Here is a 23,495-nt window from a genome sequence, read left to right as displayed (position 1 = left end):
GAGTTCTTCGTCTTCTTGTCCAACTGCAACTGGTTTGCATTAACGGCCGCATCTATTTGCGATCAACAGGACAAGGTTCGACGTGAAAAACTCCCGCCCGAAAAACAACAATCCCGCCATGCTTTCTTCCCGTTGGCTGCCCCTGGTGCTGGCACTGGCCGTCAACGCGGGCATACCGCTGGCGTCTGCCGAGGCGGCTGGCGGCAATATTCACATTCAAGCACAACCCCTGGGGGCGGCCCTGAGCCAACTGGGCCAGCAAACCTCCCTGCAGGTTTTTTTCGATCCGCAACTGGTGGCCGGCAAGCAGGCGCCGGCGGTGGACGGCAACCTGTCGCCGGAGCAAGCCTTGGGCCAGTTGTTGCAGGGCAGCGGCCTGGAGTATTCGATTGACCAGGGCTCGGTCACTTTGAGCCCGGCCGCCACGTCGGCGTCTGGATCGGGCCCGCTGGAACTGGGGGTGACCGCCATCACCGTGGTCGGCGACTGGCTGGCTGACGCCAATGCAGCCGTGGTGCAGAACCACCCCGGTGCGCGCACGGTGATCCGTCGCGAAGCCATGGTCGAGCAGGGCGCGATGACCGTCGGCGACGTGCTCAAGCGCGTACCCGGGGTGCAGGTCCAGGACGCCAACGGCACGGGCGGCAGTGACATCTCCCTGAACGTCGGCGTGCGAGGCCTGACCTCGCGCCTGTCACCGCGCTCCACGGTGTTGATCGATGGTGTCCCGGCTGCCTTCGCCCCCTACGGCCAGCCGCAGCTGTCGATGGCGCCGATTTCCTCCGGCAACCTCGACAGCATCGACGTGGTGCGAGGCGCCGGTTCGGTTCGTTATGGCCCACAGAACGTCGGCGGGGTGATCAACTTCGTTACCCGGGCTATCCCGGAGAAAGCCACCGGGGAAATCGGCAGCACCCTGGAGACCTCCCAGCGCGGTGGCTGGAAGCACATCGACACGGCGTTTCTCGGCGGCACCGCGGACAATGGCATGGGCGTGGCGCTGTTGTACTCCGGGGTCAACGGCAACGGCTACCGGGCGAGCAACAACGGCAACGACATTGACGACGTGATCCTCAAGACGCACTGGGCGCCCACCGATGTCGACGATTTCTCGCTGAACTTCCACTACTACGACGCCAAGGCCGACATGCCCGGCGGGCTGACCCAGCAGCAGTACGACGAAAATCCCTACCAGTCGGTGCGGGACTACGACAGCTTCAGCGGTCGACGCAAGGACGTGTCCTTCAAGTGGGTGCGGATGATCGACGACCGCACCCAGGCCGAAGTGCTGACCTACTACTCCGACAGTTTTCGCGGCAGCACCATCGCCGCCCGTGACCAGAAGACCCTGAGCGCCTACCCGCGCACCTACTACACCTTCGGCATCGAGCCACGGGTGTCCCATGTGTTCGATGTCGGCCCGACGTCCCAGGAAGTCAGCGTGGGTTATCGCTACCTCAAGGAGGGCATGCACGAACAGGCCAGCCGCCTGGCGCTGGTGAACAACCAGCCGGTGCAGACCCCGACCGCCGACGGCCACGTGTACCAGGACCGCACCGGCGGCACCGAAGCCAACGCTGTCTACGTCGACAACAAAATCGATGTCGGCAACTGGACCGTGACCCCGGGCATTCGTTTTGAAGACATCCGCACCGAGTGGCACGACCGCCCGGTGCTCGATACGTCGGGCAAGCCGGTGCAGGAGAAACGCCGCAGCATCGACAGCCATGAACCGCTGCCGGCCTTGAGCGTGATGTATCACCTGTCCGATGCCTGGAAGCTGTTCGCCAACTACGAAACTTCGTTCGGCGCCCTGCAGTATTTCCAGCTCGGCCAGGGCGGTTCGGGTGACGAGACCGCCAGCGGCCTGAATCCGGAAAAGGCCAAGACCTACGAAATCGGTACGCGCTACAACGATGATGTGTGGGGCGGTGAAGTGACGCTGTTCTACATCGACTTCGATGAAGAACTGCAATACATCAGCAACGATGCCGGCTGGACCAACCTCGGCGCCACCACCCACCAGGGCATTGAAGCTTCGGTGCACTACGACATGGCCGCGCTCGACCCTCGGCTCGATGGCCTGACCGCCAATGCCGGCGTTACCTACACCCGTGCCGTGTATGAAGGCGAGATCCCGGGCTTCAAGGGCCGTGACCTGCCGTTTTATTCCCGGCAGGTGGCCACCGTCGGCTTGCGTTACGACGTCAACCGCTGGACCTACAACGTCGACGCGTTCGCCCAGTCCAAGCAGCACTCACCGGGCACTGCGGTGAATGCCGATGGCAGTTTCAGTGGCGACTACATCACCGAAGGCACTGCCGACGGACAGTACGGCGACATTCCGGGTTACGTGACCTGGAACGTGCGTGGCGGCTATGACTTTGGCGCGCAACTGTCGAACCTGAAGCTTGGCGCCGGGGTGAAAAACCTCTTCGACAAGCAGTACTTCACCCGCTCCAGCGACAACAATGCGGGCATGTACGTCGGTGCGCCACGGACCTTTTTCGTCCAGGCCAGCGTCGGTTTCTGACCGCGCGCAGTGCTTGCAAGGCGATCACACCTTTAACACTTTCCCGCCAATGGCCACCGCCACCAGCAACACCGCCATCAAGCCGAAGGCGAAACTCAGGCTGCTGGCGTGGGCGACAAATCCGATCACTGCCGGCCCGGCGAGAATGCCGGCATAACCCAGGGTGGTGATGGCCGGGACGGCGATGCTTTCGGGCATCACCGTCTGTTTGCCCACCGCGGTGTACAGCACCGGCACGATGTTCGAGCAGCCCACGCCCAGCAGGGCATAGCCCACCAGGGCCGCTTCCCAGCTCGGGGCGAAGGTCGCCAGGAACAAGCCCGTAGCGGCGGTCAAACCACCGAACACGATGACCCGGGTAGCGCCCAGCCGGCGGACAATCCGGTCGCCGGTCAGGCGTCCGATGGTCATGGTCAGGGCGAACGCCGCATACCCCAATCCCGCATAGGCCGTGTCGATCCCGCGCTCCTGGGCCAGGAACACCGCGCTCCAGTCCAGTGCCGCGCCTTCGGCGAGGAACACGATGAAGCACATGCCGCCGATGAACAGCACGATCCCGTGGGGCACCGCGAACGCCGGCCCGGTGCTTTCGCTGCCGTAGGTCAGCAGGTGGGGCGCGGCCTTGAACAGCGCAGCCAGCAGCATGACGATCACCACGGCCATCGCCCCCAGCGGGGAAATCCCCAGGCCCAGCAGGGCGCTGACCCCGCCCGCGCCGACAATCCCGCCGAGGCTGAACATGCCATGAAACCCCGACATCATGGTCTTGCCGCTGGCGCGCTCGACAATCACCGCCTGCAGGTTGGTCGTCGAGTCCACCGTGCCCAGGCCGGCACCGAACAGGAACAGCGCGGCGATCAGCAAGGGCACCGTGGACACCGTGGCCAGCAACGGCAGCGCCAGGCAGATCAGCAGCGTGCCGCCGCTCAGCACCCGCCGACAGCCGAAGCGCGTCGCCAGCACGCCGGCCAGCGGCATCGCCAGGATCGAGCCCACCCCCAGGCTCAACAGCAGCAAGCCGAGGGTCCCTTCATCCAGCCCGGCCCGTGCCTTGGCGTAGGGCACCAGCGGCGCCCACGCGGCAATGCCAAAACCGGCGATGAAGAACGCGATGCGGGTCGACATCTGCTCGAGGCGCCCAGGGACTACCTGGGCGGGTGATGTGATGGCGGTCATGGAACATCCTTGGTCTTTCAATGGAAGCGGCAAACAGGGGCACATCCTTGCACATCAACGACCGTCAGACGACCTCGGGGTTCGTCACCAGGCGGTTCGTTGATCCGAGGAAATCGCCTACAGTAGGCAATCATTCCAGACTCAACCCAGGACCTGTTCATGACGTCGTTGTTTGATGCACGCGGGAATATCTATGCCGTGGTCAGCCCCGTGCAATTGCGCGAACTGGGGATCGACCTGCCCGACGCCGCCGCCGAGGCGGCGCAACAAGCAATGGCCTGGACAACACGGGCGATCCAGGCCTGCTGCAGTTGGGCGCCGGGCACGCGACCCGCTGGGGCCAAGGCACATCGCAGCGATGGTTTGCTGGTCGGCCCGTTTCAGCAGACCGCGCCGTTTGACCTGTTGATCGTCAACACCGACGGAACCCTGGCCGAGCGCAGCGGCAACGGCTTGACCATCTTCGCCCAGGCACTGACCGAGCAGGGCTTGATGCCGGCCGAGGGCGGCTGTTTGCTCAAGGTCCATCATGACCAGGGCAACGCCCGGTCGCCCGTGCACACCTCGGTGCAGGCGGCCGAGGTCGAGGGTGTGCAAGGGTTCTGGCTGGACCTGGGCAAGCCTGCGTTCGGCCCGCCAGCGGTGACGGCTCAGGGGGTGTCAGCGGCGCAGCTCAATCAACGACCGCTGAGCCATGTGCCGCAACTGGCCCGGGTCAATCGGCAGTGGTCACACAGTCAATTCGTGCGCATCGGCAACCCCCATTGCGTGACGCTGGTGGCCCAGGCGCACGAGCTGCCGAGCAACCCGCAGATGGCCGCTCCCGGCCTGGCTGACGACCTGACCCGCATCGCTTTTGCCCCGCCCAGCGGCGGGGGCCAGCCGTGTGCCGCCGGGGTCAATCTGCAATGGGCAATGCGCGAATCGGCCAATCGCCTCAGCGCCCGGGTGTTCGAGCGCGGCGAAGGCCCGACCGCGTCCTCGGGCACCAGTGCCAGCGCGGTGGCCTGTGCGGCGTGGAGTGTCGGCTGGGTGAGCGCAGGCACGGTGGCGGTGGTGATGCCCGGCGGCACGGCCCCGGTGTTGCTCGAAGAGCAGGGCGGTGAGTTGAGCCGGGTCAGCTTGTTCGGGACGGCGCGCTTGATGCGTTGAATTCACATCCACCATCACCGCAGCAACGGCTATGCCCACAAACCCAGTCTCGACAACCGCGACGCAGATTTGCGCGATGCGTAGCCCCCTGTGCGAGCCTGCTCAATACCCCCTACAAAGCCGAGCCAAACATCTCGATCACCGGCATCTGCCGTTTCATCAACACCTTGCCACCGCGGATCGAGTACAACGGCAGGCCCTGGCTGCGGATCACTTCGTAGTCGCTGTCGGCCGAGAGGATCAGCAGGTTGGCCGGCCGTCCCGGTTCCAGCCCGTAGCGGTCACCCAGGGCCATGGCCTTGGCGCTGTTGTCCGTCACCAGGTCCAGCGAGCTTTGCAGGTTGCGGTAGCCGAGCATGTGGCAGATGTGCAGGCCGGCTTCCAGGACCCGCAGGATGTTGCCGTTGCCCAGCGGGTACCAGGGGTCGACGATCGAGTCCTGGCCAAAACACACGTTCATGCCGGCTTCGAGCAATTCGTTGACCCGGGTCACGCCCCGGCGTTTCGGGAAATTGTCGAAGCGCCCTTGCAAGTGAATGCTCTCGGTCGGGCAGGAGACAAAACTGATCCCCGAGTGCCCCAGCAGGCGAAATAACTTGGCGCAGTAAGCGTTGTCGTACGAACCCATGGCCGTGGTGTGGCTGGCGGTCACCCGCGCCCCCATGTCGCGGCTGCGGGCTTCTTCGGCCAGCACTTCAAGAAAGCGCGAGTGCGGGTCGTCGGTTTCGTCGCAATGCACGTCCACCAGGCAGCCGGTGCGCTCGGCCAGGTCCATCAGGAACTTCACCGAACTGACGCCCTGGTCGCGGGTGTATTCAAAGTGCGGGATCCCGCCCACCACGTCGGCCCCCAGGCGAATCGCTTCCTCCATGAGCTCGCGGCCGTTGCGGTAGGACTCGATGCCCTCCTGGGGAAAGGCGACGATCTGCAGGTCGATCAGGTGCCGACTCTCTTCGCGCACTTCGAGCATGGCCTTGAGCGCGGTCAGTTGCGGGTCGGTGACATCGACGTGGGTGCGCACATGCTGGATACCATGGGCGGCGAGGGCGTCGATGGTCTTTTTCGCCCGGGTCTTGGTGTCTTCCTGGGTAATGGTCGCCTTGCGCTCGCCCCAGCATTCGATGCCTTCGAACAGCGTGCCGCTCATGTTCCAGCGCGGCTCACCGGCGGTCAGCGTGGCGTCGAGGTGAATGTGCGGCTCGACGAAGGGCGGCACCACCAGGTTGCCACCCGCGTCGAGGTCTTCGGGGCCCAGGGTCGGCGCTTCGGTCTGGCGGGCGATCCCGGAAATAATGCCGTTTTCCAGGTGCAGTTCGTGCAAACCTTCACGGTTGCGCAGGCGGGCGTTGATGATGTGCATCAGGCGAATCCCTTTATAGATCGGGTAGTGCTGCGCTGGAGGTACGGGTCCCCAGGACGCAGGTCAATGCCACATACGTTAGCGCGGCAGCGCCTATGCCGACCAGCGGCGCGACCCACGGCGAGCCGAACGCGGCGACGGTGCCCACCCCATAGGCGGCGAGTCCGGCCCAGTTGAAGGCTGGCAGCCGGGTATCGGCCAGGCGCGGATAGTGACCACGATAACGGTAGAAGAAGTCCGCCATGATCACCCCGCCAATCGGCGGAATCACCGTGCCCAACAGGATCAGGTAAGGCACCAGCATGTCGTACATGCCCAGCAGCGCCAGCAGGGTGCCGATCACGGCGCCGGCCAGGGTCACGGTTTTGCGACGCCGGGTGCGCAGCAGGTTGCAGCCGGCGACGGCGAAGTTGTAGATGGTGTTGTCCTGGGTGCTCCAGATGTTGAGCAACAGCATGGCCATCGCGGCCATGGCGAACCCTTGCAACAGCAGGACCTCGACCACGTCCGGCTGCTGATAGACGATGGCCCCGTAGGCGCCGATCAGGACCATCAGGCCGTTGCCAAGGAAAAACCCGATCAGGCTCGCCAGCACCGCGACCTTGGCGGAGCGCGAGAAGCGGGTCCAGTTGGTGGCCTGGGTCGCGCCGCTGACGAAGGTGCCGAACACCAGGGTGATGGCGGTCGACCAGTCCAGGTGGGTGCTTGGCACCACTGCCAGCAGCGCGTCGAGGCCACCGATCTTGAGCGTGGCGACCCACATCGACAGCATCAACAACAGCATCATGGCCGGCACCGCGATGTAGGAGAGGATTTCCAGGCCGCGATAGCCGACATAGGCCGTGGCGCAGAACATCAGGCCGAACAGCACCATCAGCCCCAGCACCGTGTCGTCGCTCAACTGCAAGTATTTGCCCAGCACCACGGCAGCCGTGGCCGTGCCCCAGGCATACCAGCCAATCTGGGTGAAACCGAGGATCAGGTCGCTGAGTTTGCTGCCCAGCTCACCAAAGCAGAAACGCCCCATCAGCACCGAATTGAGGCCGCTCTTGAAGGCGATGTAACCCAGGCCCGCGGCATACATGCCCAGCAGCAGGTTGCCGAGGGCAATCACCGCGAGCATCTCGCTAAAACTGAACGCCACCCCGAGCTTGCCCCCGGCAAACATGGTCGCGGTAAAAAAGGTGAAGCCCAGCAGCACCATGGCTGTCGACATCAGGCCCTTGCGGGCATGCATCGGCACTTCACTCAAGGGGTAGTCATTGCCCGGATCGTTCTGCGTCATGTGGCGTTCCTTGCGGGAGAGGAGGACACGGGGATGTAGCAGTGCGCGTGCCAAAGCAGCGATTGGCCCTGTTACTTATAGTCGAGCGCGGGTATTTGGCCCAAGGCGGGCACGAAAGCAGTGCGTCTGAGGAAACACGAGACCCAAGTGGGGGCGAGTCTGCAAGGTCATGAGAACCCCCAAGGCACAGGCACAAAAAAACCACCGGGGGGACGGTGGTTTTTTTGACGGCCTGGCTTATTCGCCGCGGTAGATGCAACCGCTGGTGCAGGTCTCGTGGATGCGGATTGCACTGAGTTCCGGCAGCAGCGGCTTGAGTTCATTCCAGATGAACTTGGCCAGCACTTCACTGGTCGGGTTTTCCAGGCCTGGGATGTCGTTCAGGTAGTTATGGTCCAGGCGCTCGTACAGTGGCTTGAAGATCGCCTTGATTTCCGAGAAGTCACGGATCCAGCCCGTGTGCGGGTCGAGGTCACCGCTCAGGTGAATCGCCACTTTGAACGAGTGGCCGTGCAGGCGCCCACACTTGTGGCCGTCCGGAACGTGGGGCAGGCGGTGGGCGGACTCGAAGGTGAATTCTTTGAAAATTTCCACAGTGGTTTGAGCTCTGTCAGGTGGCTATCGCCCGCGGCGATGGGGGCAGGGGGCGAGTTTAACAGCTTGAAATAACGCTTGCGGGAAAACACTGACTAAAGGGTCAGCAAGTGCTCGCCCAGGCGGCCGTTGGTGGCCAGTTCGAGGAACTCGTCGCCCAGGCGCTGGCTTTCCTGCATGGTGGTGCGCCAGTACTTCTGGCGGCCTGCTGCATCGTCCATGAAACGCTTGAAGTCGTTGCGGTCCGGGAGTTTGCCGTAGGGCAGGCGGGCCAGGTAGTCCTTGGACGGCGCCAGCAACAGCACATCCTGCAGGCGTTGGGGGCAGGCGCGACGCCAGGGCAGGGTCTTGTCGAACCAGCCGGGGATCACCCGGTCGGTGAAGTGCGGGTAGAGCACGATGTCGTCGCCGCTGTAGGGCAGGTCGAGGTGATAGTCCAGCAGGCCACCGTCGCGGAAGGTACCGGGCCCGGCCCCTGGCAGATCGCGCACGCCTTCCATGACCATCGGGATCGAGCCCGACGCGAGCAAGGCCTGGCGCAGGTTGCCGGCATTCAGCGCGACATAGCGCGAGGGGAAGTCATGCAGGGCATTGAGCGGAGGCGCCAGGCGCGGGTCGTGGATGATCAGCCGTTCGAAATGCCGCGACAAGCGCGCGCGTCCCCGCAGGTTGTCGGCGATCACCGACGACAGCCCCAGGCCCAGGCGGCCGCGGTGATCATCCGCCAGCAGGCCGTGGCTTTTGACCACCATGATGTTCAAGCGGTAATGGGGGTTGTCGAGGATCCGCGCATCGCGGCCGTCGAGCAGTTCATCGAGCATGCGCCGCGAGCTCTGGCTGATCTGCGCCATGCTCACGCCCTTGCTGAAGTGCTGTTCGGTGTAGAGCTGGCCCAGGCGCCGGATGCCTTCGGCGGCGTCCGGCAAGCAAGCACTGGCGAAGCGCCAGGAACCCACCGAAGCGCCAATCAGCGAGCGCTCACGGGGTGCGGTCGGCAGCCACTCACCGAACAGCGCCAGGTCCAGGCCCTGGATACCCAGGGCTTTCGGGCCGCCGGCGGCACCGGGCAGCGTGCCCACCTGCATCGCGTTCAGGCCCTGTTGACGAATCCGCGTGAAAGCCCGCGGTCCGGCCTTGAGGGTCAGGGCCGGGAATTTGATGTGGATAGCGCTCATGCAGCTCTCGCGTTGTGCAAGCCTGGCTTGCGGGGTGGGTGTACGCCGTCCATCGATGATGACGATTCAGTTTCAATTAAGTTGTTGCCGGTAGTCTGGGTCCCTACGGATCTGGAGACCGCCGATGAAAACCCTGATCACCCTGTTCACCGCCAGCCTTGTCGCCCTGACGGCCAACCTGGCCCACGCCCGCGACCTGGGCCCGGATGAAGCCCTGAGATTGCGTGACGCTGGTACCATTGTGTCTTTCGAGAAGCTCAATGCCAGCGCACTGGCCAAACACCCCGGCGCGACCATTACCGAAACCGAACTGGAAGAAGAGTACGGCAAGTACATCTATCAGATCGAGTTGCGTGACCAACAAGGCATTGAGTGGGACCTGGAATTGGACGCTGTCACCGGGCAGCTACTCAAGGATCATCAGGATACGTAATGAAGGTAAATCTGCGCGCTTATGGGCTGGCTGCCCTGGCGCTACTGGCGGTCTGTTCACTGGCAGTGGCCCGCGATCTCGATCAGGACGAAGCCCTGCGCCTGCGCCAGCAAGGCGTGATCCTGCCGCTGGAGCAACTGCTGCAGCAGGCGCTGGACCGCTACCCCGGCGCCAAGCTCCTGGAGGCGGAGCTGGAAGAGAAACATGACGTCTACATTTATGAAGTCGAACTGCTGACCCCCCAGGGCGTGGTGCGTGAGCTGGACCTGGACGCCAGGACCGGCCGTTTACTCAAAGACAAGGAAGATTGATCGATGCGTTTGCTTCTGGTGGAAGACCACGTGCCGCTGGCCGACGAGTTGCTGGCCGGACTCAATCGCCAGGGTTACGCGGTGGACTGGCTGGCCGATGGACGCGATGCCGTGTACCAGGGCAGCAGCGAACCCTATGACCTGATCGTCCTTGACCTCGGCCTGCCGGGGATGCCGGGCCTGGAAGTGCTCAGCCAATGGCGTGCGGGTGGCCTGGCCACGCCGGTGCTGGTGCTGACCGCGCGCGACTCCTGGGCCGAACGCATCGAGGGGCTCAAGGCGGGCGCCGACGACTACCTGACCAAACCCTTTCACCCCGAAGAGCTGCACCTGCGGATTCAAGCACTGCTGCGCCGTTCCCACGGCCAGGCCAATCAGCCGACGCTCAAGTCCGCCGGCCTGCATCTGGACGAAGGCCGGCAGTGCGTGGTGCGCGATGGTGCCGATATCCAGCTGACCTCCGCCGAGTTCCGCCTGTTGCGCTACTTCATGCTGCACCCGCAGCAGATCCTCTCCAAGAGCCACCTGGCCGAGCACCTCTACGACGGCGAAACCGAGCGCGACTCCAATGTCCTCGAAGTCCACGTCAACCACCTGCGGCGCAAGCTGGGGCGCAGCGTGATCGAAACCCGTCGAGGCCAGGGCTACCTGTTCGGCGGGCAGGCGCAGTGAGGTCGATCCAGCGGCGTTTGAGCCTGGGCCTGGTCAGTGTGCTGCTGATTGTCGGCCTGGTGCTGGTGCAGACCAGCCTGTGGCTGTTCGAACAGGGGCTGCAACGTTACCTTGAAGCGGGCCTGCGCAACGACAGTGAAAATCTGCTGGTGGCCCTGGTGCGTGGCCCACAGGGGATCCAACTGGATGAGCGCCGCCTGTCGCCGGCCTATCAGCGGCCGTTCTCCGGGCATTATTTCCGCATCGACTTTGCCGACACCCACTGGCGTTCGCGTTCGTTGTGGGACAAGGAGCTGCCGTTGCTCGAGCAGCCCGGCCTGCACAGCAACCCGCAATTAGGGCCGGAGGGTCAACATCTGCTGGTGCTGCGCTCGGACTACCGGCGCCTGGGCCAGTCGATCTCCATCAGCGTGGCCCAGGACTACACCCCGGTGCAGGAGAGCTTTCGGCGTATGCGCCAGATCGGCCTGGGCCTGGGCCTGGCCGGCCTGCTCCTGATTCTGTTGTTGCAGCGGGTCACTGTACGCCGCGCCCTGCGGCCGCTGGAAAACGCCCGTGAGCAGATCGCTCAATTGCAACAGGGGCAGCGCTCGCAACTGGACGCCCAGGTCCCCGAAGAACTGGAACCCCTGGTGGCGCAGATCAACCACCTGCTGGCGCACACCGAAGACAGCCTCAAGCGCTCGCGCAACGCCCTGGGCAACCTCGGCCATGCACTGAAGACCCCGTTGGCGGTGTTGCTGAGCCTGGCTTCCAGCGACAAGCTCGATGCCCATCCCGAGCTGCGCAAAGTCCTGCAGGCGCAACTGGAGCAGGTGCAGCAGCGCCTGAACCGTGAACTGAACCGCGCGCGACTGGCCGGTGACGCCTTGCCCGGCGCGTTGTTTGATTGTGATGCCGAGCTGCCGGGGCTGCTGGCAACCCTGAACATGATTCACGGCGAGCACCTGGACCTCAGTTACGTCGCGCCGGCCGGCCTGCACCTGCCGTGGGATCGCGAGGACCTGCTGGAATTGCTCGGCAACCTGCTGGACAACGCCTGCAAATGGGCTGATGCCGAGGTGCGCCTGAGCGTGGCGCAGACGCCCGAGGGGTTTGTGCTGGCGGTCGAAGACGATGGCCCGGGGATTCCCGAAACCCAGCGCGACCAGGTATTGAGCCGGGGTACGCGCCTGGATGAACAGACCGACGGGCATGGCCTGGGGTTGGGCATCGTGCGCGATATCGTCGAGGCGTGGGGTGGGCAATTGCGTTTGGAAGAAAGCCAGTGGGGCGGGTTGCGGGTAGTGATCGAGTTACCCAGGATCTGATGGCCGATCAGGCCGGTGGGGCGCATCTGGTCGCCCCACCGGCGGTGGTTTACACCCGGAACTGATCCATCAGGCTCTGCTGCTGGTTGGCCAGGCTGTTGAGCGACTGGCTGACTCGCGCCGATTCATTGGCCTGGCCCGACAGCGACTCGGTCACGTCGCGGATGGTGGCCACGTTGTTGTTGATCTCTTCGGCCACCGCGCTCTGTTCTTCGGCGGCACTGGCGATCTGCAGGTTCATGTCGGTAATCACCGTCACCGCGTCGCCGATCTGGCGCAGCGCGGTCACGGCCTGGCCAACCTGCTCGACGCTACCCTGGGCCTGGCGGTGGCTGTTGCCCATGGCGCCGACCACTTGCTGGGTGCCGCTTTGCAGTTGCTCGATCACCTGGCGGGTTTCCTCCACCGACTCTTGTGTGCGGCGGGCGAGGTTGCGCACCTCGTCGGCCACCACCGCAAAGCCGCGCCCGGCTTCCCCGGCGCGCGCCGCTTCAATGGCGGCGTTGAGCGCCAGCAGGTTGGTCTGCTCGGCGATGGCGCGGATCACTTCCAGCACCGAACCGATTTTCTCGCTGTTGGCCGCCAGGCCTTCGACCTGGCCCATGGCGGTGCTCATGTCGGCGGCCAGGCTGTCGATGCTGGCGGTGGTGCGGTCGATCACGGTCAGGCCCTGGCGGGTGGCCTGGTCCGCGTCGCGCGCCGCTTGTGCCGCCTGCGCCGCGCTGCGGGCGACGTCCTGGGCGGTGGCGCTCATTTCGTGGGAGGCAGTGGCCACTTGATCGACCTGGCGGTACTGCTGCTCCATCCCGGCGCTGGTCTGGGTGGCGATGGCCGAGGACTGGTCGGCGGTACTGCGGGCGTCCTGCACCGAACGTTTGACCTCGGCAATGATCGGTTGCAGCTTGTCGAGGAAGCGGTTGAACCAGCCGGCCAGTTGCCCGAGTTCGTCCTGCTTGTCGTAGGCCAGGCGCCGCGTCAGGTCGCCTTCGCCGCTGGCGATGTCTTCGAGCATCCGGGCCACGCCGAGAATCGGCCGGGTCACGCTGCGGGCCATCAGCCACACCAGCAGCAGGCCGATGACCGCGGCGATCAGGCCCAGGGCCAACTCGATCAGGGTGCCGGTGGTGTTGGTGGCGTCGAGTTCGGCCTGCAGGGCCTGCGCCGGGCCGACCACGACCTGTTGCGGCACGTCGAGCAACACCCCCCAGGCCTTGCCGCCGGGAATCGGTTCGAATGGCGACAGCACCTTGAGTTGCTGCTGGCTGCGCAGGCTCTGGGTCTGGTGGGCGGCGCCCAGCATGCGCAGCAGTTCGGCGCCGTCCGGGTCCACCGCGTCCAGGCGCTGGCTGAGTTTGCTGGCGTCCGGGCTATAGCCGGCGAGCAGGCCGACCGGGCTGAGGATGCTGACGCTTGTCTGGCCGTCGTAGAGCTCGCGGCTCGCCTGCTGGCTGACGGCCTGCAGGCTGTTGAGGTTGATGTCCACCGACAGCGAGGCGATGACTTTGCCATCCGCCAGCAAGGGGAAGACGATGCTGGTCATCAGCACGTTCTGGCCGTCGATCACATAGAAATAGGGTTCGATCACGCAGGGCTTGAGGGTTGCGCGCGGGCAAGTGAACCAGGCATTGGCCGGTTCGCCGCTGGGGCCGGTGCGGGTGTCGGCCATGTCGCTTTCGGGCAGCGCCATCGAGTTCAGCTTGCCGGCGGTCGGCTGCGACCAGTACAGGGCAAAGCGGCCCTTGTCATTGCTGCCCAGTTCCTCCTGGCCGGCAAACAGCTCATCCTTGCCATCCAGGGCGTTGGCTTCGAACACCAGCGACAGCCCGAGCAGTTGCGGGTTGGCCAGCAGCGCCGACTTGACCTGGCGGGTCAGGTCTTCGCGCAGGTCGAAGGCGTCGAGGAACCGTTTCTCGGCCTGTTCGCGCAGAAACAGCACCTGGCGCGAGAAGCCATGGCCATATTGATAGGCGTCCATGAACTGCTGGCGAATCCCCAGCGCCTGGACTTCGCCCTGGGCTTCGATGCGCGATTGAGCCGCTTCATTGAGCATGCTCATGCTCGATGCCTTGACCAGTTCGGAACTGTGCTCCATGCGATACAACGACAGACCCACCAGCAAGGTCACGATGCCGGCCAGGCACAGCCCGGCCAGCAGGGTGATTTTCCATTGAATCGACAGCTGTCTGAGTGACATGGAGGCGCCCTTAATCGATAAATATCCAAGACCTGGACCTGTAACGGCCTCATCAGCGCTTTCTTGAGGCCGCGTAGCTTTTGACAAGCGCGGCGGGCTGCGGCACAGTGCGCGCCCTCTAATAAAACCTCTATTCCACCCGGTGTCGGCCCTTGCAGCTGGCAGGCCGGACTCATCCCGTTTGCGCCGCGTTCAGCGGCGACTGTGCCTTGAGGTAACGATGATTAATGCAGTAATTGCCGCGGTTGGCGTCATGCTGGTGCTCAGCCTGTCCCGCGTGCATGTGGTGATCGCGCTGATCGTTGGCGCGCTGGTGGGTGGCCTGACCGGTGGCCTGGGTATGGAAGCGACGCTCAAGGCCTTCAACAGTGGCCTGGGCGGCGGGGCGACCGTGGCGTTGTCCTACGCCTTGCTCGGCGCCTTTGCGGTGGCAATTGCCAAGTCCGGCCTGGCCCACGCCCTGGCGGACAAAGCCCTGGCCCTGGTGGATCGCCAGGACGCCAACGGCGGTGGCCAGATCAAATGGGTGCTGATCGGTTTGCTCTGGGCGGTGGCGATCGCCTCGCAGAACATCCTGCCGATTCACATTGCTTTTATTCCCCTGCTGGTGCCGCCGCTGCTGTACGTGCTGACCAAGCTGCAACTGGATCGCCGCTTGATCGCCTGCGTCATGACCTTCGGCTTGATCACGCCATACATGTTCCTGCCGGTGGGTTTCGGCAATATCTTCCTCAATGAGATTCTGCTGGCCAACGTGGCCAAGAGTGGCGTCGACATCAGTGGCGTCAACGTCACCCACGCCATGGGTATTCCGGCGTTGGGCATGGTCTTCGGGTTGTTGCTGGCGTTTGTCAGCTACCGCAAGAAGCGCGTGTATGACCTGGAGAAGATCGAGCGGGTCGAGCAGGTGGCTGTCCAGTACAACCCGCTGACGTTGATGGTGGCAGGGCTGGCGATTGCCGCCGCCTTCATCATCCAGTTGCTGCTGGACTCGATGATTATCGGCGCGTTGGCCGGGTTCCTGATCTTCTCGGTATCGGGGGTGGTGCGCTGGCGCGAGACCGACGACCTGTTCACCGAAGGCATGAAGATGATGGCGATGATTGGTTTCATCATGATCGCCGCCTCCGGGTTCGCCGAGGTCATGAAGGCCACCGGCGAAGTGCAGACCCTGGTTGAGACGTCGGCGGCGTGGATCGGCCACAGCAAGGGCGTCGGCGCGTTGTTGATGCTACTGGTTGGGCTGCTGGTGACCATGGGCATCGGCTCGTCCTTTTCCACGGTGCCGATCCTGGCGGCGATCTTTGTGCCGCTGTGCGTGCAGTTGGGCTTCAGTCCATTGGCCATCGTCTGCATCGTCGGCACCGCCGGGGCCCTGGGCGACGCCGGTTCACCGGCCTCGGACTCGACCCTGGGCCCGACGTCGGGCCTGAACATCGACGGCCAGCATCACCATATCTGGGACACCGTGGTCCCGACTTTCCTGCACTACAACCTGCCGTTGCTGGCGTTTGGCTGGGTGGCAGCGATGGTGCTGTAAACCTTCGAACACACCTTCTGGAGGCGCTTGCGGCGTGCTCGCGAAAAACCTGAGCGCGCCGCATTTATTCAGGAAACCCGCGTCATCGTTGACGTCCATCGCGAGCAGGGCTCGCTCCTACAAGGTCTTGGGTGTGTGCCTAGAGGGATTGTGTAGGCGCGAGGGCCACCGTCAGTCTTTGTTCACATCCCGCATCAACAGCCCATATTGCAAGTCCACCGCATCCGGAATCGGCAGGTAGACGATGTGGCCGTCCCCCGGCGCCACTTCCAGCGGCTCGCCCTTGGCGTTCTGCAACTGCTGCAGGTCGAAGTGGAAGTTGCCCTTGGGGGTCATCAGTTCCATGTGGTCGCCCAGGGCAAAGCGGTTTTTCACCTTGACCTCGGCCAGGCGCTCACGGCGCTCGCCGGTCAGTTCGCCGACGAACTGCTGGCGGTCGCAGACCGAGCTGCCGTTCTGGTAGTTCTGGTACTCGTCGTGGACGTGGCGGCGCAGGAAACCTTCGGTGTAGCCGCGCTGGGCCAGGGACTCCAGGTCCGTCATCAGGCTGCGGTCGAACGGGCGGCCGGCCACGGCGTCGTCGATCGCGCGTCGGTAGACCTGGGTGGTACGTGCGCAATAGAAGTGCGACTTGGTCCGGCCTTCGATCTTCAGCGAATGCACGCCCATGTGCGTCAGGCGCTCCACGTGCTGCACGGCGCGCAGGTCCTTGGCGTTCATGATGTAGGTGCCGTGTTCATCTTCGAAGGCCGGCAGCAGTTCGTCCGGGCGATTGGCTTCCTGCAACAGGAACACCTGGTCGGTCGGTGTGCCGAGGCCCAGGGTCGGTTCCGGCGCAAACTGCTGGACGATCTCGCCCACGTTGTTTTCCGTCGCCGGCTGGGCTGAATACTTCCAGCGGCAGGCATTGGTGCAGGTGCCCTGGTTGGCATCGCGCTTGTTCAGGTAGCCCGACAGCAGGCAGCGCCCGGAATAGGCCATGCACAGCGCGCCGTGGACAAACACTTCCAGCTCCATGGCCGGTACCTGCTGACGGATCTCGGCGATTTCCTCCAGGGACAACTCACGCGAGAGGATGATCCGGCTCAGCCCCTGTTGCTGCCAGAACTCGACACTGGCCCAGTTCACGGTATTGGCTTGCACCGAAAGGTGGATCGGCATCTGCGGGAAATGCCGGCGCACCAGCATGATCAAGCCCGGGTCGGACATGATCAGCGCGTCCGGGGCCATGGCAATCACCGGTTCGAGGTCCTTGAGAAAGGTCTTGAGCTTGGCGTTGTGCGGGGCGATGTTGACCACCACGTAGAAGCGCTTGCCCTGGGCCTGGGCTTCGCTGATCCCGAGGGCCAGGTTGGCGTGATCGAACTCGTTGTTGCGCACCCGCAGGCTGTAGCGCGGCTGACCGGCATACACCGCATCGGCGCCATAGGCGAAGGCGTAACGCATGTTTTTCAGGGTGCCGGCGGGGGCGAGCAGTTCGGGTGTGGCGAGAGTCATGGTGGCGTCGATCGCAAAAGGGCGCGAGGGTAGGGCAGGTGCGCGGGGCGTTTATTGATCTGGATCTATGTTCGCTGAAGAAATCACGGCACTCGGGCGTTTCGTGGCTGACTAACCTGTAAGGCGCAGTCGGCGTCTATCAGACATGGATCGGACATGAACCACTCCTCGATACAGAACAAATCCCTGATGGTCCTGTTGGTCCTGGTCACCCTGGCGTTTATCTGGATTCTCCTGCCGTTCTACGGCGCGGTGTTCTGGGCGGTAATCCTGGGCATTGTGTTTGCCCCGTTGCAGCATCGGCTGCAGTTGAAATTTGGCTGGCAACGCAACCTGGTCTCGCTGTTTACCCTCAGCGTGTGCCTGGTGATTGCGATCTTGCCGGTGATCATCATCAGCGCCTTGCTGGTGCAGGAGGGGTCCACGCTCTACAAGAATATCGAGAGCGGCGAATTGGACATTGCCGGCTATCTGGCGCAGTTCAAGCACAGCCTGCCGCCGTACTTCCAGCACCTGTTGGATCGGTTCGGCATGGGCGACCTGAGTGGCCTGCGGGAAAAAATCGTCAAGGGTGCGATGCAGGGCAGCGAGTTCTTTGCCACCCAGGCGTTCAGCTTCGGTCAGGGCACGTTTGAGTTCGTGGTGAGTTTTTTCATCATGCTGTACCTGCTGTTCTTCTTTTTACGCGACGGCCCGGAGCTGGCGCGCAAGCTGCGCACGGCGGTGCCCCTTGAGGAGCATCAGAAACGCCGCCTGCAACTCAAGTTCAACCGCGTGGTGCGGGCCACGGTGAAGGGCAACCTGCTGGTGGCCGTCACGCAGGGCGCGCTGGGTGGGCTGATCTTCTGGTTCCTGGACATTCCCAGTGCGTTGCTCTGGGCAGTGTTGATGGCGTTTCTGTCGCTGTTGCCAGCGGTGGGGGCGGGGATTGTCTGGGCGCCCGTGGCGGCCTGGTTCCTGCTCAGCGGTGCGGTCTGGCAGGGGGTGGTCCTGGGGTTGTTCGGGGTGTTCGTGATTGGCCTGGTGGATAACGTGCTGCGCCCGATTCTGGTGGGCAAGGACACCAAGATGCCGGATTACCTGATCCTGATCTCGACCCTGGGCGGCCTGGCGGTTTTCGGGCTCAATGGTTTTGTCATTGGTCCGTTGATCGCCGCGCTGTTTATCTCCAGCTGGGCGCTGTACGTCGAAACCAAGCCGCGGGTGCAGTTGCCTTAAGCACTCAGGGTGATGCGTTGCGACAGGGCCTGGGCGGCGGGCAGCGAGGTCAGTGGACCACTGATGGCCTCGCCGTCCTGCACCAGGTACCAACAGGCGAGCAATCCCTGCTCCCTGAGGGGCGCGGGCACGGCGCTACCAATTACGGACATGATCTGAACCTTGGGCATAAGTACCTCCATCAATCGATGGAGGTACCTTACCGGTGCGCTGATTCTGCGGACAATCAACGCGCTCGATAGTGGACATTGACGGCGTTGGGGCGGTCAGTCGACGACCTGGTCGAGCATGTTCATCACTTCGTGTTCATTGAGCAGGCCTTTGCGCACCAGGTTCTCGGCCAGTAGGGAGAGAAACTTGGCACTGCGATGGCCCTCAAGGTGCTTGAGTTCGGTCAGCGCGCTATAGACCTTGCTGGAGGTGCAGAGTCCGACAACGCGGTGCGGGTTTTGCGTGGGCATAGAGGGTCGTCCTTGTTTTTATTAACCGTTTGTGACGGACAGAACAGAGCTTGCGGTTCTGCCATGACATAAATATGACACCTGGGCGACGCAAGCCAGGGTATTCGTCGGATCCATCATGCGCCATCTTGCCGCAGGCATTGTCCCGGCAGCGACCTTGGCGAGATTTACTCAGACATGGAATCGGCTGCAAAACGACAACAGGCCCCGTTGCGATGCGAGGCCTGTGGGTTTTATCCGCCAGCGATTACCAGCGCGGACCGTAGTACCGGGGTGGGCCGTAATAACCATGGGGTGGTCCGTAGTACACCGGCGCCGGGCGGTAGTAGATCGGTTGTTGCACATACACCGGCTGCGGCTGGTAGTAGACCGGCGGCGGTTGCTGGATGTACACCGGTTGCGGCTGGACGTAGACCGGTTGCTGGACATACACCGGGCGTTGCGAGTTGGCGATCACCGAGCCTGCGACCACGGCACCCACTACCGCGCCGACTGCCGCCGGCGCGCCCCATCCGTGGTAACCACCACCGTGGGCCTGAGCCTGTCCTGCGACAGCGAAGGCTCCGATCAGCATGGCAATTGCAGGGAGTTTACGGAGCATGATGGTTCCTCGTTGTGTCTCCCCGGCGCCTGGTTCTGCGATAGAGCCAGCAAGTGTCGCGGGGATACCTCTCAGACAACGTTTTTTGGCGAATTCACGAGGCGCCTGGGTAAATTTTGTGTAAGGTCTGTAGCGCCGTCCGGACCCGGCTACGCCAACAGGGCCGGGTACCTCGTCATGATTGATCAACGCTTGCGGGCTGGCTAATCCCGTTGGTCTGAAAGTGTTTAGCGAAGGAGTTCCACATGCTGATGAACCCGAACAAAGACACCCAACTGTGCATGTCATTGTCGGGGCGCCCCGGAAATTTCGGCCTGCGTTTCCACAACCATCTGTACGAGCAACTGGGCCTGAACTTCTACTACAAAGCGTTCAGCAGCCAGGACCTGCCGGGGGCGGTGGCCGGGATTCGGGCCTTGGGTATTCGCGGCTGTGGGGTGTCGATGCCGTTCAAGGAAGCCTGCATTGCCCTGGTCGATGAGCTGGATGCGTCGGCGGCGGCCATCGCCTCGATCAACACCATCGTCAACACCAACGGTCATCTCAAGGCCTACAACACCGACTACATCGCGATCGCACAACTGCTCAAGAGCCACGCGGTGCCCCAGGCATCGAGCTTTGCCTTGCGCGGCAGCGGTGGCATGGCCAAGGCCGTTGCCAGTGCCCTGCGCGATGGTGGCTATCGCAACGGCCTGATCCTGGCCCGCAACGAACACGCCGGGCGCGCCCTGGCCGACTCGCTGGGGTATCGCTGGCAAGCGGAACTGGGCGAGGAGCGCCCGCAGATGCTGATCAATGTCACGCCCATCGGCATGGCCGGTGGCAGCGAGGCCGAGCAGCTGGCGTTCCCGGCCGAGGTGATCGAGGGGGCGCAGACCGTGTTCGATGTGGTGGCGATCCCGTCGGAAACGCCGCTGATCGTGCAGGCTCGGGCGGCTGGCAAGCAGGTAATCACCGGCCTTGAAGTCATCGCCATCCAGGCGCTGGAGCAGTTTGTGCTGTACACCGGCGTTCGCCCCAGCGAAGCGCAATTCCAGCAAGCGGTAGCGTTTGCCCGCGCCTGACCAGGCAGCGGGGCAGGCTAGACAGGCCTGGCGGGGCTACTCGAGCCGGGCCAGGCGCTCCTCTAACGCGGCTATTCGCGCTTCCAGTTCTTCAAGGCGCTCCAGCGACACGCCGCTGGCACTGCCACGTTCCGCCGGGTTCTGGCGCGCTTCGAGGATCGCTTCGATGTCCGCCGGGTCGCCCAAGGCGTGCATGTAGCGGTCTTCGCGCTGGCCCGCCTGGCGCGGGATGAGCATCGCCAGACCCCGGGCGATCAGGCGTTCAAGTTGATGCACGACTTGCTCGGCATCTTCGAAGTCGTGCATGCGCCCGCTACGGGTCAGCAGTTCGTTGACCGTCTGCGGTCCGCGCAGGAACAACAAGCCACTGAGAATCACCTGGGCCGGCACCAGCTCCAGCGCCTTGTCCAGGCGATGTTCCCAGCGATCGGCGCGGCTGCCCATCACCAGTCGGGTGAAGCCGCGCCCTTCGAGGGCGCGCAGGCTCTGGCCGACCTGGCCCTGGCTCAGGTTCATCACCGGTTCGCGGCTGGTTTTCTGGTTGCAGGCGATGACCAGCGCATTGAGGGTCAGCGGGTAGGTTTCCGGGCTGGTGGCCTGTTTCTCGATCAAGGAGCCGAGGATGCGCAGCTCGGTGCTGCTCAGGCGCAAATCTTCGGTGGACGTCTCTGGTTCTGTGCTCATCGCGCTTTCCCTATGCAGTCGAAGCCGTCTAGCCTAATCCTTGCACAGTAAAAGACAAGCCGCACCGCGCCTCAGGCATGGCTATAATCGCGCCATCCTTCACAGCCCCACTCTCCAGCGAGACTGCCATGACTATTTCTCTGTACGCTGCATCCGTTCCGGTCTTCAAGCAAATGCTCAATGCCCTGAGCGATGTGCTGAACAAGGCCGAGGCCCATGCCACGGCCAAAAACATCGACCCAAATGCCCTGCTGCAGGCGCGCCTGTTCCCGGACATGTTCCCGCTGGTGCGTCAGGTGCAGATCGCCGTGGATTTTGCCAAGGGCGTTTCGGCCCGCCTGGCTGAAGTCGAGTTGCCGAAGTACGACGACAGCGAAGTGACTTTCGCCGAGCTGCAAGCGCTGATCGCCAAGGTCCTGGCGTTCATCGACGGCATCCAGCCTGCGCAGATCGATGGCAAGGAAGGTATCGAGATCGTTACCCGTCCGGGCACGCCGAAGGAAAAGCGCTTCAGTGGCCAGTCGTACCTGCTGACCTACGGCCTGCCGCAGTTCTTCTTCCACGTCACCACCACGTACGCGATCCTGCGTCACAACGGTGTGGAAGTCGGCAAGCGCGATTACATGGGCGCGTTCTAAACCCCCGCGCGACAAAAAAGCCCGCCCTGGTGAGAACCGGGGCGGGCTTTTTGTTGCGGCGGGTTTTAGGCGGTTTGTTCGCGGTTGGGTTCTTCGGCCATGCAGGCTGCGGCGGTGAAGAGCACATCGGTGGAGGAGTTCAGGGCAGTTTCCGCCGAGTCCTGCAACACGCCGATGATGAAACCGACGGCCACCACTTGCATGGCGATATCGCTGGGGATGCCGAACAGGCTGCAGGCCAGGGGAATCAGCAGCAGCGAGCCGCCGGCGACACCCGAGGCGCCACAGGCGCAGATGGCCGCGACAATGCTCAGCAGGATGGCGGTGGGGATGTCCACGGCAATACCCAGGGTGTGCACGGCCGCCAGGGTCAGCACGGTGATGGTGATCGCCGCGCCGGCCATGTTGATGGTGGCGCCCAGCGGGATGGAAACCGAGTAGGTGTCTTCATGCAGGCCCAGGCGCTTGCTCAACTCCAGGTTGACCGGGATGTTGGCTGCCGAGCTGCGGGTAAAGAAGGCGGTGATCCCGCTTTCGCGCAGGCAGGTCAGCACCAGCGGGTAGGGGTTGCGGCGCAGTTTCCAGTAGACGATGGCCGGGTTCATCACCAGTGCCACGAACAGCATGCAGCCCAGCAGCACGGCCAGCAGGTGCAGGTAGCCGACCAGCGCACCAAAGCCCGAGGTGGCCAGGGTCGAGGCCACCAGGCCAAAGATACCCAGCGGCGCAAAACGGATCACCAGGCGCACGATCAGGGTCACCCCGTTGGACAGGTCGCCCAGTACGGTGCGGGTGGTTTCGCCGGCATGGCGGATGGCCACGCCCATGCCGATGGCCCAGGCCAGGATGCCGATGAAGTTGGCGTTCATCAGCGCGCTGACCGGGTTGTCGACCACGCTCAGCAGCAGGCTCTGCAGGACTTCGCTGATCCCGCCCGGTGCGCTGATCGTCGCCTCGTGGGTCGCCAGCACCAGGTTCGATGGGAACAGGGTACTGGCCACCACCGCGACTGCTGCCGCGGCAAAGGTGCCCAGCAGATACAGGAACAGGATCGGGCGGATGTGGGTTTCCTGACCGTGCTTGTGGTTGGCGATCGAAGCCATGACCAGCACGAACACCAGGATCGGTGCGACGGCCTTGAGTGCCGAGACAAAGAGCTTGCCGATGAGCGCGGTGGACTTCGCCGCGTCAGGCGCAAGCAGGGCCAGGGCAATCCCGGCGATCAGGCCGATGACGATCTGGGTGACCAGGCTGGTGCGTTTGAGTCTTTGCAAGAGAGTAGGCGGGGCAGCAGTCATAACGGTATCTCTGATTTTTTTAGGGTGCCGTGAATCCATGGGGGCCGCCAGCAACACGGGGGCAGGCTGGCGGAACCGGCAGGCAACGCGAACTGTCCAGTCTTTCGCGGGCGCGGACTTTAGCACAGCGTAGGCCGTATCCTGCAGGCGTGTGACGATCTGACGCCAGCAGGTTCCGCGGTTCGGTGCGTGTTGCTGCGGTACGGGGACGCATTCTGTTAAGATTCGCCATCCTTTTTTTCATCTCTGTGCAGTGAGCCCCCGGGCTGTCGCTGGCGTTGTCGTTTTCTGGAGTTTTC

At 63.6% G+C, this 23,495-nt stretch carries 22 protein-coding genes and 1 pseudogene; 10 read left to right on the top strand and 13 right to left on the bottom strand.

Going from position 1 to position 23,495, the window contains the following annotated elements; all coding sequences use genetic code 11:
• The first annotated feature begins 118 nt into the window (after window positions 1-118).
• Window positions 119-2,533 carry a TonB-dependent siderophore receptor gene (locus tag H7995_RS17025; protein WP_166590823.1) on the top strand — a complete coding sequence of 805 codons (2,415 nt, stop codon included), beginning with the start codon at window positions 119-121 and terminating at the stop codon, window positions 2,531-2,533.
• Between the two features lie 24 nt (window positions 2,534-2,557).
• On the opposite strand, the gene H7995_RS17020 is transcribed toward H7995_RS17025, so the two are convergent.
• On the bottom strand, window positions 2,558-3,709 hold the full coding sequence (locus H7995_RS17020) for an MFS transporter (RefSeq protein ID WP_185818645.1): 1,152 nt from the start codon (window positions 3,707-3,709) through the stop codon (window positions 2,558-2,560).
• A gap of 159 nt (window positions 3,710-3,868) precedes the next feature.
• Here H7995_RS17020 and H7995_RS17015 point away from each other — a divergent pair, with 159 nt between their 5' ends.
• A complete protein-coding gene (locus tag H7995_RS17015) occupies window positions 3,869-4,861 on the top strand; it encodes a diaminopimelate epimerase (protein ID WP_182344007.1) in 993 nt (330 codons plus the stop codon).
• Window positions 4,862-4,973: 112 nt separating this feature from the next.
• Here H7995_RS17015 and codA read toward each other — a convergent pair whose 3' ends face one another.
• The 4 genes from codA to H7995_RS16995 all read right to left on the bottom strand — a co-directional run bounded on the left by codA (window position 4,974) and on the right by H7995_RS16995 (window position 9,275).
• Complete coding sequence (codA, locus tag H7995_RS17010; protein ID WP_166590799.1) at window positions 4,974-6,221, bottom strand: cytosine deaminase; 1,248 nt, start codon at window positions 6,219-6,221, stop codon at window positions 4,974-4,976.
• A gap of 13 nt (window positions 6,222-6,234) precedes the next feature.
• Window positions 6,235-7,506, bottom strand: coding sequence for a cytosine permease (codB, locus tag H7995_RS17005; protein ID WP_185818644.1), 1,272 nt, complete (start codon window positions 7,504-7,506; stop codon window positions 6,235-6,237).
• 237 nt (window positions 7,507-7,743) lie between these two features.
• Window positions 7,744-8,100 carry a 6-carboxytetrahydropterin synthase QueD gene (gene queD, locus H7995_RS17000; protein WP_007955941.1) on the bottom strand — a complete coding sequence of 119 codons (357 nt, stop codon included), beginning with the start codon at window positions 8,098-8,100 and terminating at the stop codon, window positions 7,744-7,746.
• 95 nt (window positions 8,101-8,195) lie between these two features.
• Window positions 8,196-9,275: a patatin-like phospholipase domain-containing protein gene (locus H7995_RS16995; protein WP_185818643.1), complete on the bottom strand. Its 1,080-nt coding sequence runs from the start codon at window positions 9,273-9,275 to the stop codon at window positions 8,196-8,198.
• A gap of 124 nt (window positions 9,276-9,399) precedes the next feature.
• Here H7995_RS16995 and H7995_RS16990 point away from each other — a divergent pair, with 124 nt between their 5' ends.
• The 4 genes from H7995_RS16990 to H7995_RS16975 are packed head-to-tail and all read left to right on the top strand — an operon-like array spanning window position 9,400 to window position 12,001.
• On the top strand, window positions 9,400-9,708 hold the full coding sequence (locus tag H7995_RS16990) for a PepSY domain-containing protein (protein ID WP_185818642.1): 309 nt from the start codon (window positions 9,400-9,402) through the stop codon (window positions 9,706-9,708).
• A complete protein-coding gene (locus tag H7995_RS16985; protein WP_166590795.1) occupies window positions 9,708-10,019 on the top strand; it encodes a PepSY domain-containing protein in 312 nt (103 codons plus the stop codon). Before H7995_RS16990 ends, H7995_RS16985 begins: the two co-directional genes overlap by 1 nt.
• Before the next feature lie 3 nt (window positions 10,020-10,022).
• Window positions 10,023-10,691: a response regulator transcription factor gene (locus H7995_RS16980; protein ID WP_166590794.1), complete on the top strand. Its 669-nt coding sequence runs from the start codon at window positions 10,023-10,025 to the stop codon at window positions 10,689-10,691.
• Window positions 10,688-12,001, top strand: a complete 1,314-nt coding sequence (locus H7995_RS16975; protein ID WP_182344011.1) for a sensor histidine kinase — start codon at window positions 10,688-10,690, stop codon at window positions 11,999-12,001. Before H7995_RS16980 ends, H7995_RS16975 begins: the two co-directional genes overlap by 4 nt.
• 49 nt (window positions 12,002-12,050) lie before the next feature.
• Here the strand turns inward: H7995_RS16975 and H7995_RS28865 are convergent, their stop codons facing one another.
• Window positions 12,051-12,806 (bottom strand): methyl-accepting chemotaxis protein, encoded by a 756-nt coding sequence (locus H7995_RS28865; protein ID WP_371927853.1) that lies wholly within the window; start codon window positions 12,804-12,806, stop codon window positions 12,051-12,053.
• A 102-nt stretch (window positions 12,807-12,908) separates the two neighbouring features.
• Window positions 12,909-13,055, bottom strand: a pseudogene (locus tag H7995_RS28860) (HAMP domain-containing protein); the annotation flags it as partial.
• A 1,363-nt stretch (window positions 13,056-14,418) separates the two neighbouring features.
• Here H7995_RS28860 and H7995_RS16965 point away from each other — a divergent pair.
• Entirely contained in the window at window positions 14,419-15,735 is a 1,317-nt protein-coding gene (locus H7995_RS16965; protein WP_166590822.1) for a Na+/H+ antiporter family protein, read from the top strand.
• Window positions 15,736-15,906: 171 nt separating this feature from the next.
• Here H7995_RS16965 and trhP read toward each other — a convergent pair whose 3' ends face one another.
• Window positions 15,907-17,232 carry a prephenate-dependent tRNA uridine(34) hydroxylase TrhP gene (trhP, locus tag H7995_RS16960; protein WP_182344015.1) on the bottom strand — a complete coding sequence of 442 codons (1,326 nt, stop codon included), beginning with the start codon at window positions 17,230-17,232 and terminating at the stop codon, window positions 15,907-15,909.
• Window positions 17,233-17,388: 156 nt separating this feature from the next.
• Between trhP and H7995_RS16955 the strand changes: the two genes are divergently transcribed.
• A complete protein-coding gene (locus H7995_RS16955) occupies window positions 17,389-18,450 on the top strand; it encodes an AI-2E family transporter (protein WP_166590790.1) in 1,062 nt (353 codons plus the stop codon).
• On the opposite strand, the gene H7995_RS16950 is transcribed toward H7995_RS16955, so the two are convergent.
• From H7995_RS16950 to H7995_RS16940, 3 genes are all read right to left on the bottom strand, one after another.
• A complete protein-coding gene (locus tag H7995_RS16950) occupies window positions 18,447-18,602 on the bottom strand; it encodes a hypothetical protein (RefSeq protein WP_185818650.1) in 156 nt (51 codons plus the stop codon). The genes H7995_RS16955 and H7995_RS16950 overlap by 4 nt on opposite strands.
• A 114-nt stretch (window positions 18,603-18,716) precedes the next feature.
• On the bottom strand, window positions 18,717-18,911 hold the full coding sequence (locus H7995_RS16945; RefSeq protein ID WP_166590789.1) for a hypothetical protein: 195 nt from the start codon (window positions 18,909-18,911) through the stop codon (window positions 18,717-18,719).
• A 247-nt stretch (window positions 18,912-19,158) separates the two neighbouring features.
• Window positions 19,159-19,512: a hypothetical protein gene (locus tag H7995_RS16940; protein ID WP_166590788.1), complete on the bottom strand. Its 354-nt coding sequence runs from the start codon at window positions 19,510-19,512 to the stop codon at window positions 19,159-19,161.
• A 245-nt stretch (window positions 19,513-19,757) separates the two neighbouring features.
• On the opposite strand from H7995_RS16940, the gene H7995_RS16935 reads away from it, so the two are divergent.
• Complete coding sequence (locus H7995_RS16935; protein ID WP_166590787.1) at window positions 19,758-20,576, top strand: shikimate 5-dehydrogenase; 819 nt, start codon at window positions 19,758-19,760, stop codon at window positions 20,574-20,576.
• A 36-nt stretch (window positions 20,577-20,612) separates the two neighbouring features.
• On the opposite strand, the gene H7995_RS16930 is transcribed toward H7995_RS16935, so the two are convergent.
• Window positions 20,613-21,260 (bottom strand): YceH family protein, encoded by a 648-nt coding sequence (locus H7995_RS16930; RefSeq protein WP_185818640.1) that lies wholly within the window; start codon window positions 21,258-21,260, stop codon window positions 20,613-20,615.
• Between the two features lie 128 nt (window positions 21,261-21,388).
• Between H7995_RS16930 and H7995_RS16925 the strand changes: the two genes are divergently transcribed.
• A complete protein-coding gene (locus tag H7995_RS16925) occupies window positions 21,389-21,898 on the top strand; it encodes a DUF1993 domain-containing protein (protein WP_159994581.1) in 510 nt (169 codons plus the stop codon).
• Between the two features lie 65 nt (window positions 21,899-21,963).
• On the opposite strand, the gene sstT is transcribed toward H7995_RS16925, so the two are convergent.
• Complete coding sequence (gene sstT, locus H7995_RS16920; protein ID WP_166590784.1) at window positions 21,964-23,196, bottom strand: serine/threonine transporter SstT; 1,233 nt, start codon at window positions 23,194-23,196, stop codon at window positions 21,964-21,966.
• Between the last annotated feature and the right edge of the window lie 299 nt (window positions 23,197-23,495).

The organism is Pseudomonas kielensis (assembly GCF_014236655.1).
GTDB lineage: Bacteria > Pseudomonadota > Gammaproteobacteria > Pseudomonadales > Pseudomonadaceae > Aquipseudomonas > Aquipseudomonas kielensis.
Note: the sequence above shows the minus strand (reverse complement) of the source record. Positions and strands in the feature narration are given on the sequence as shown.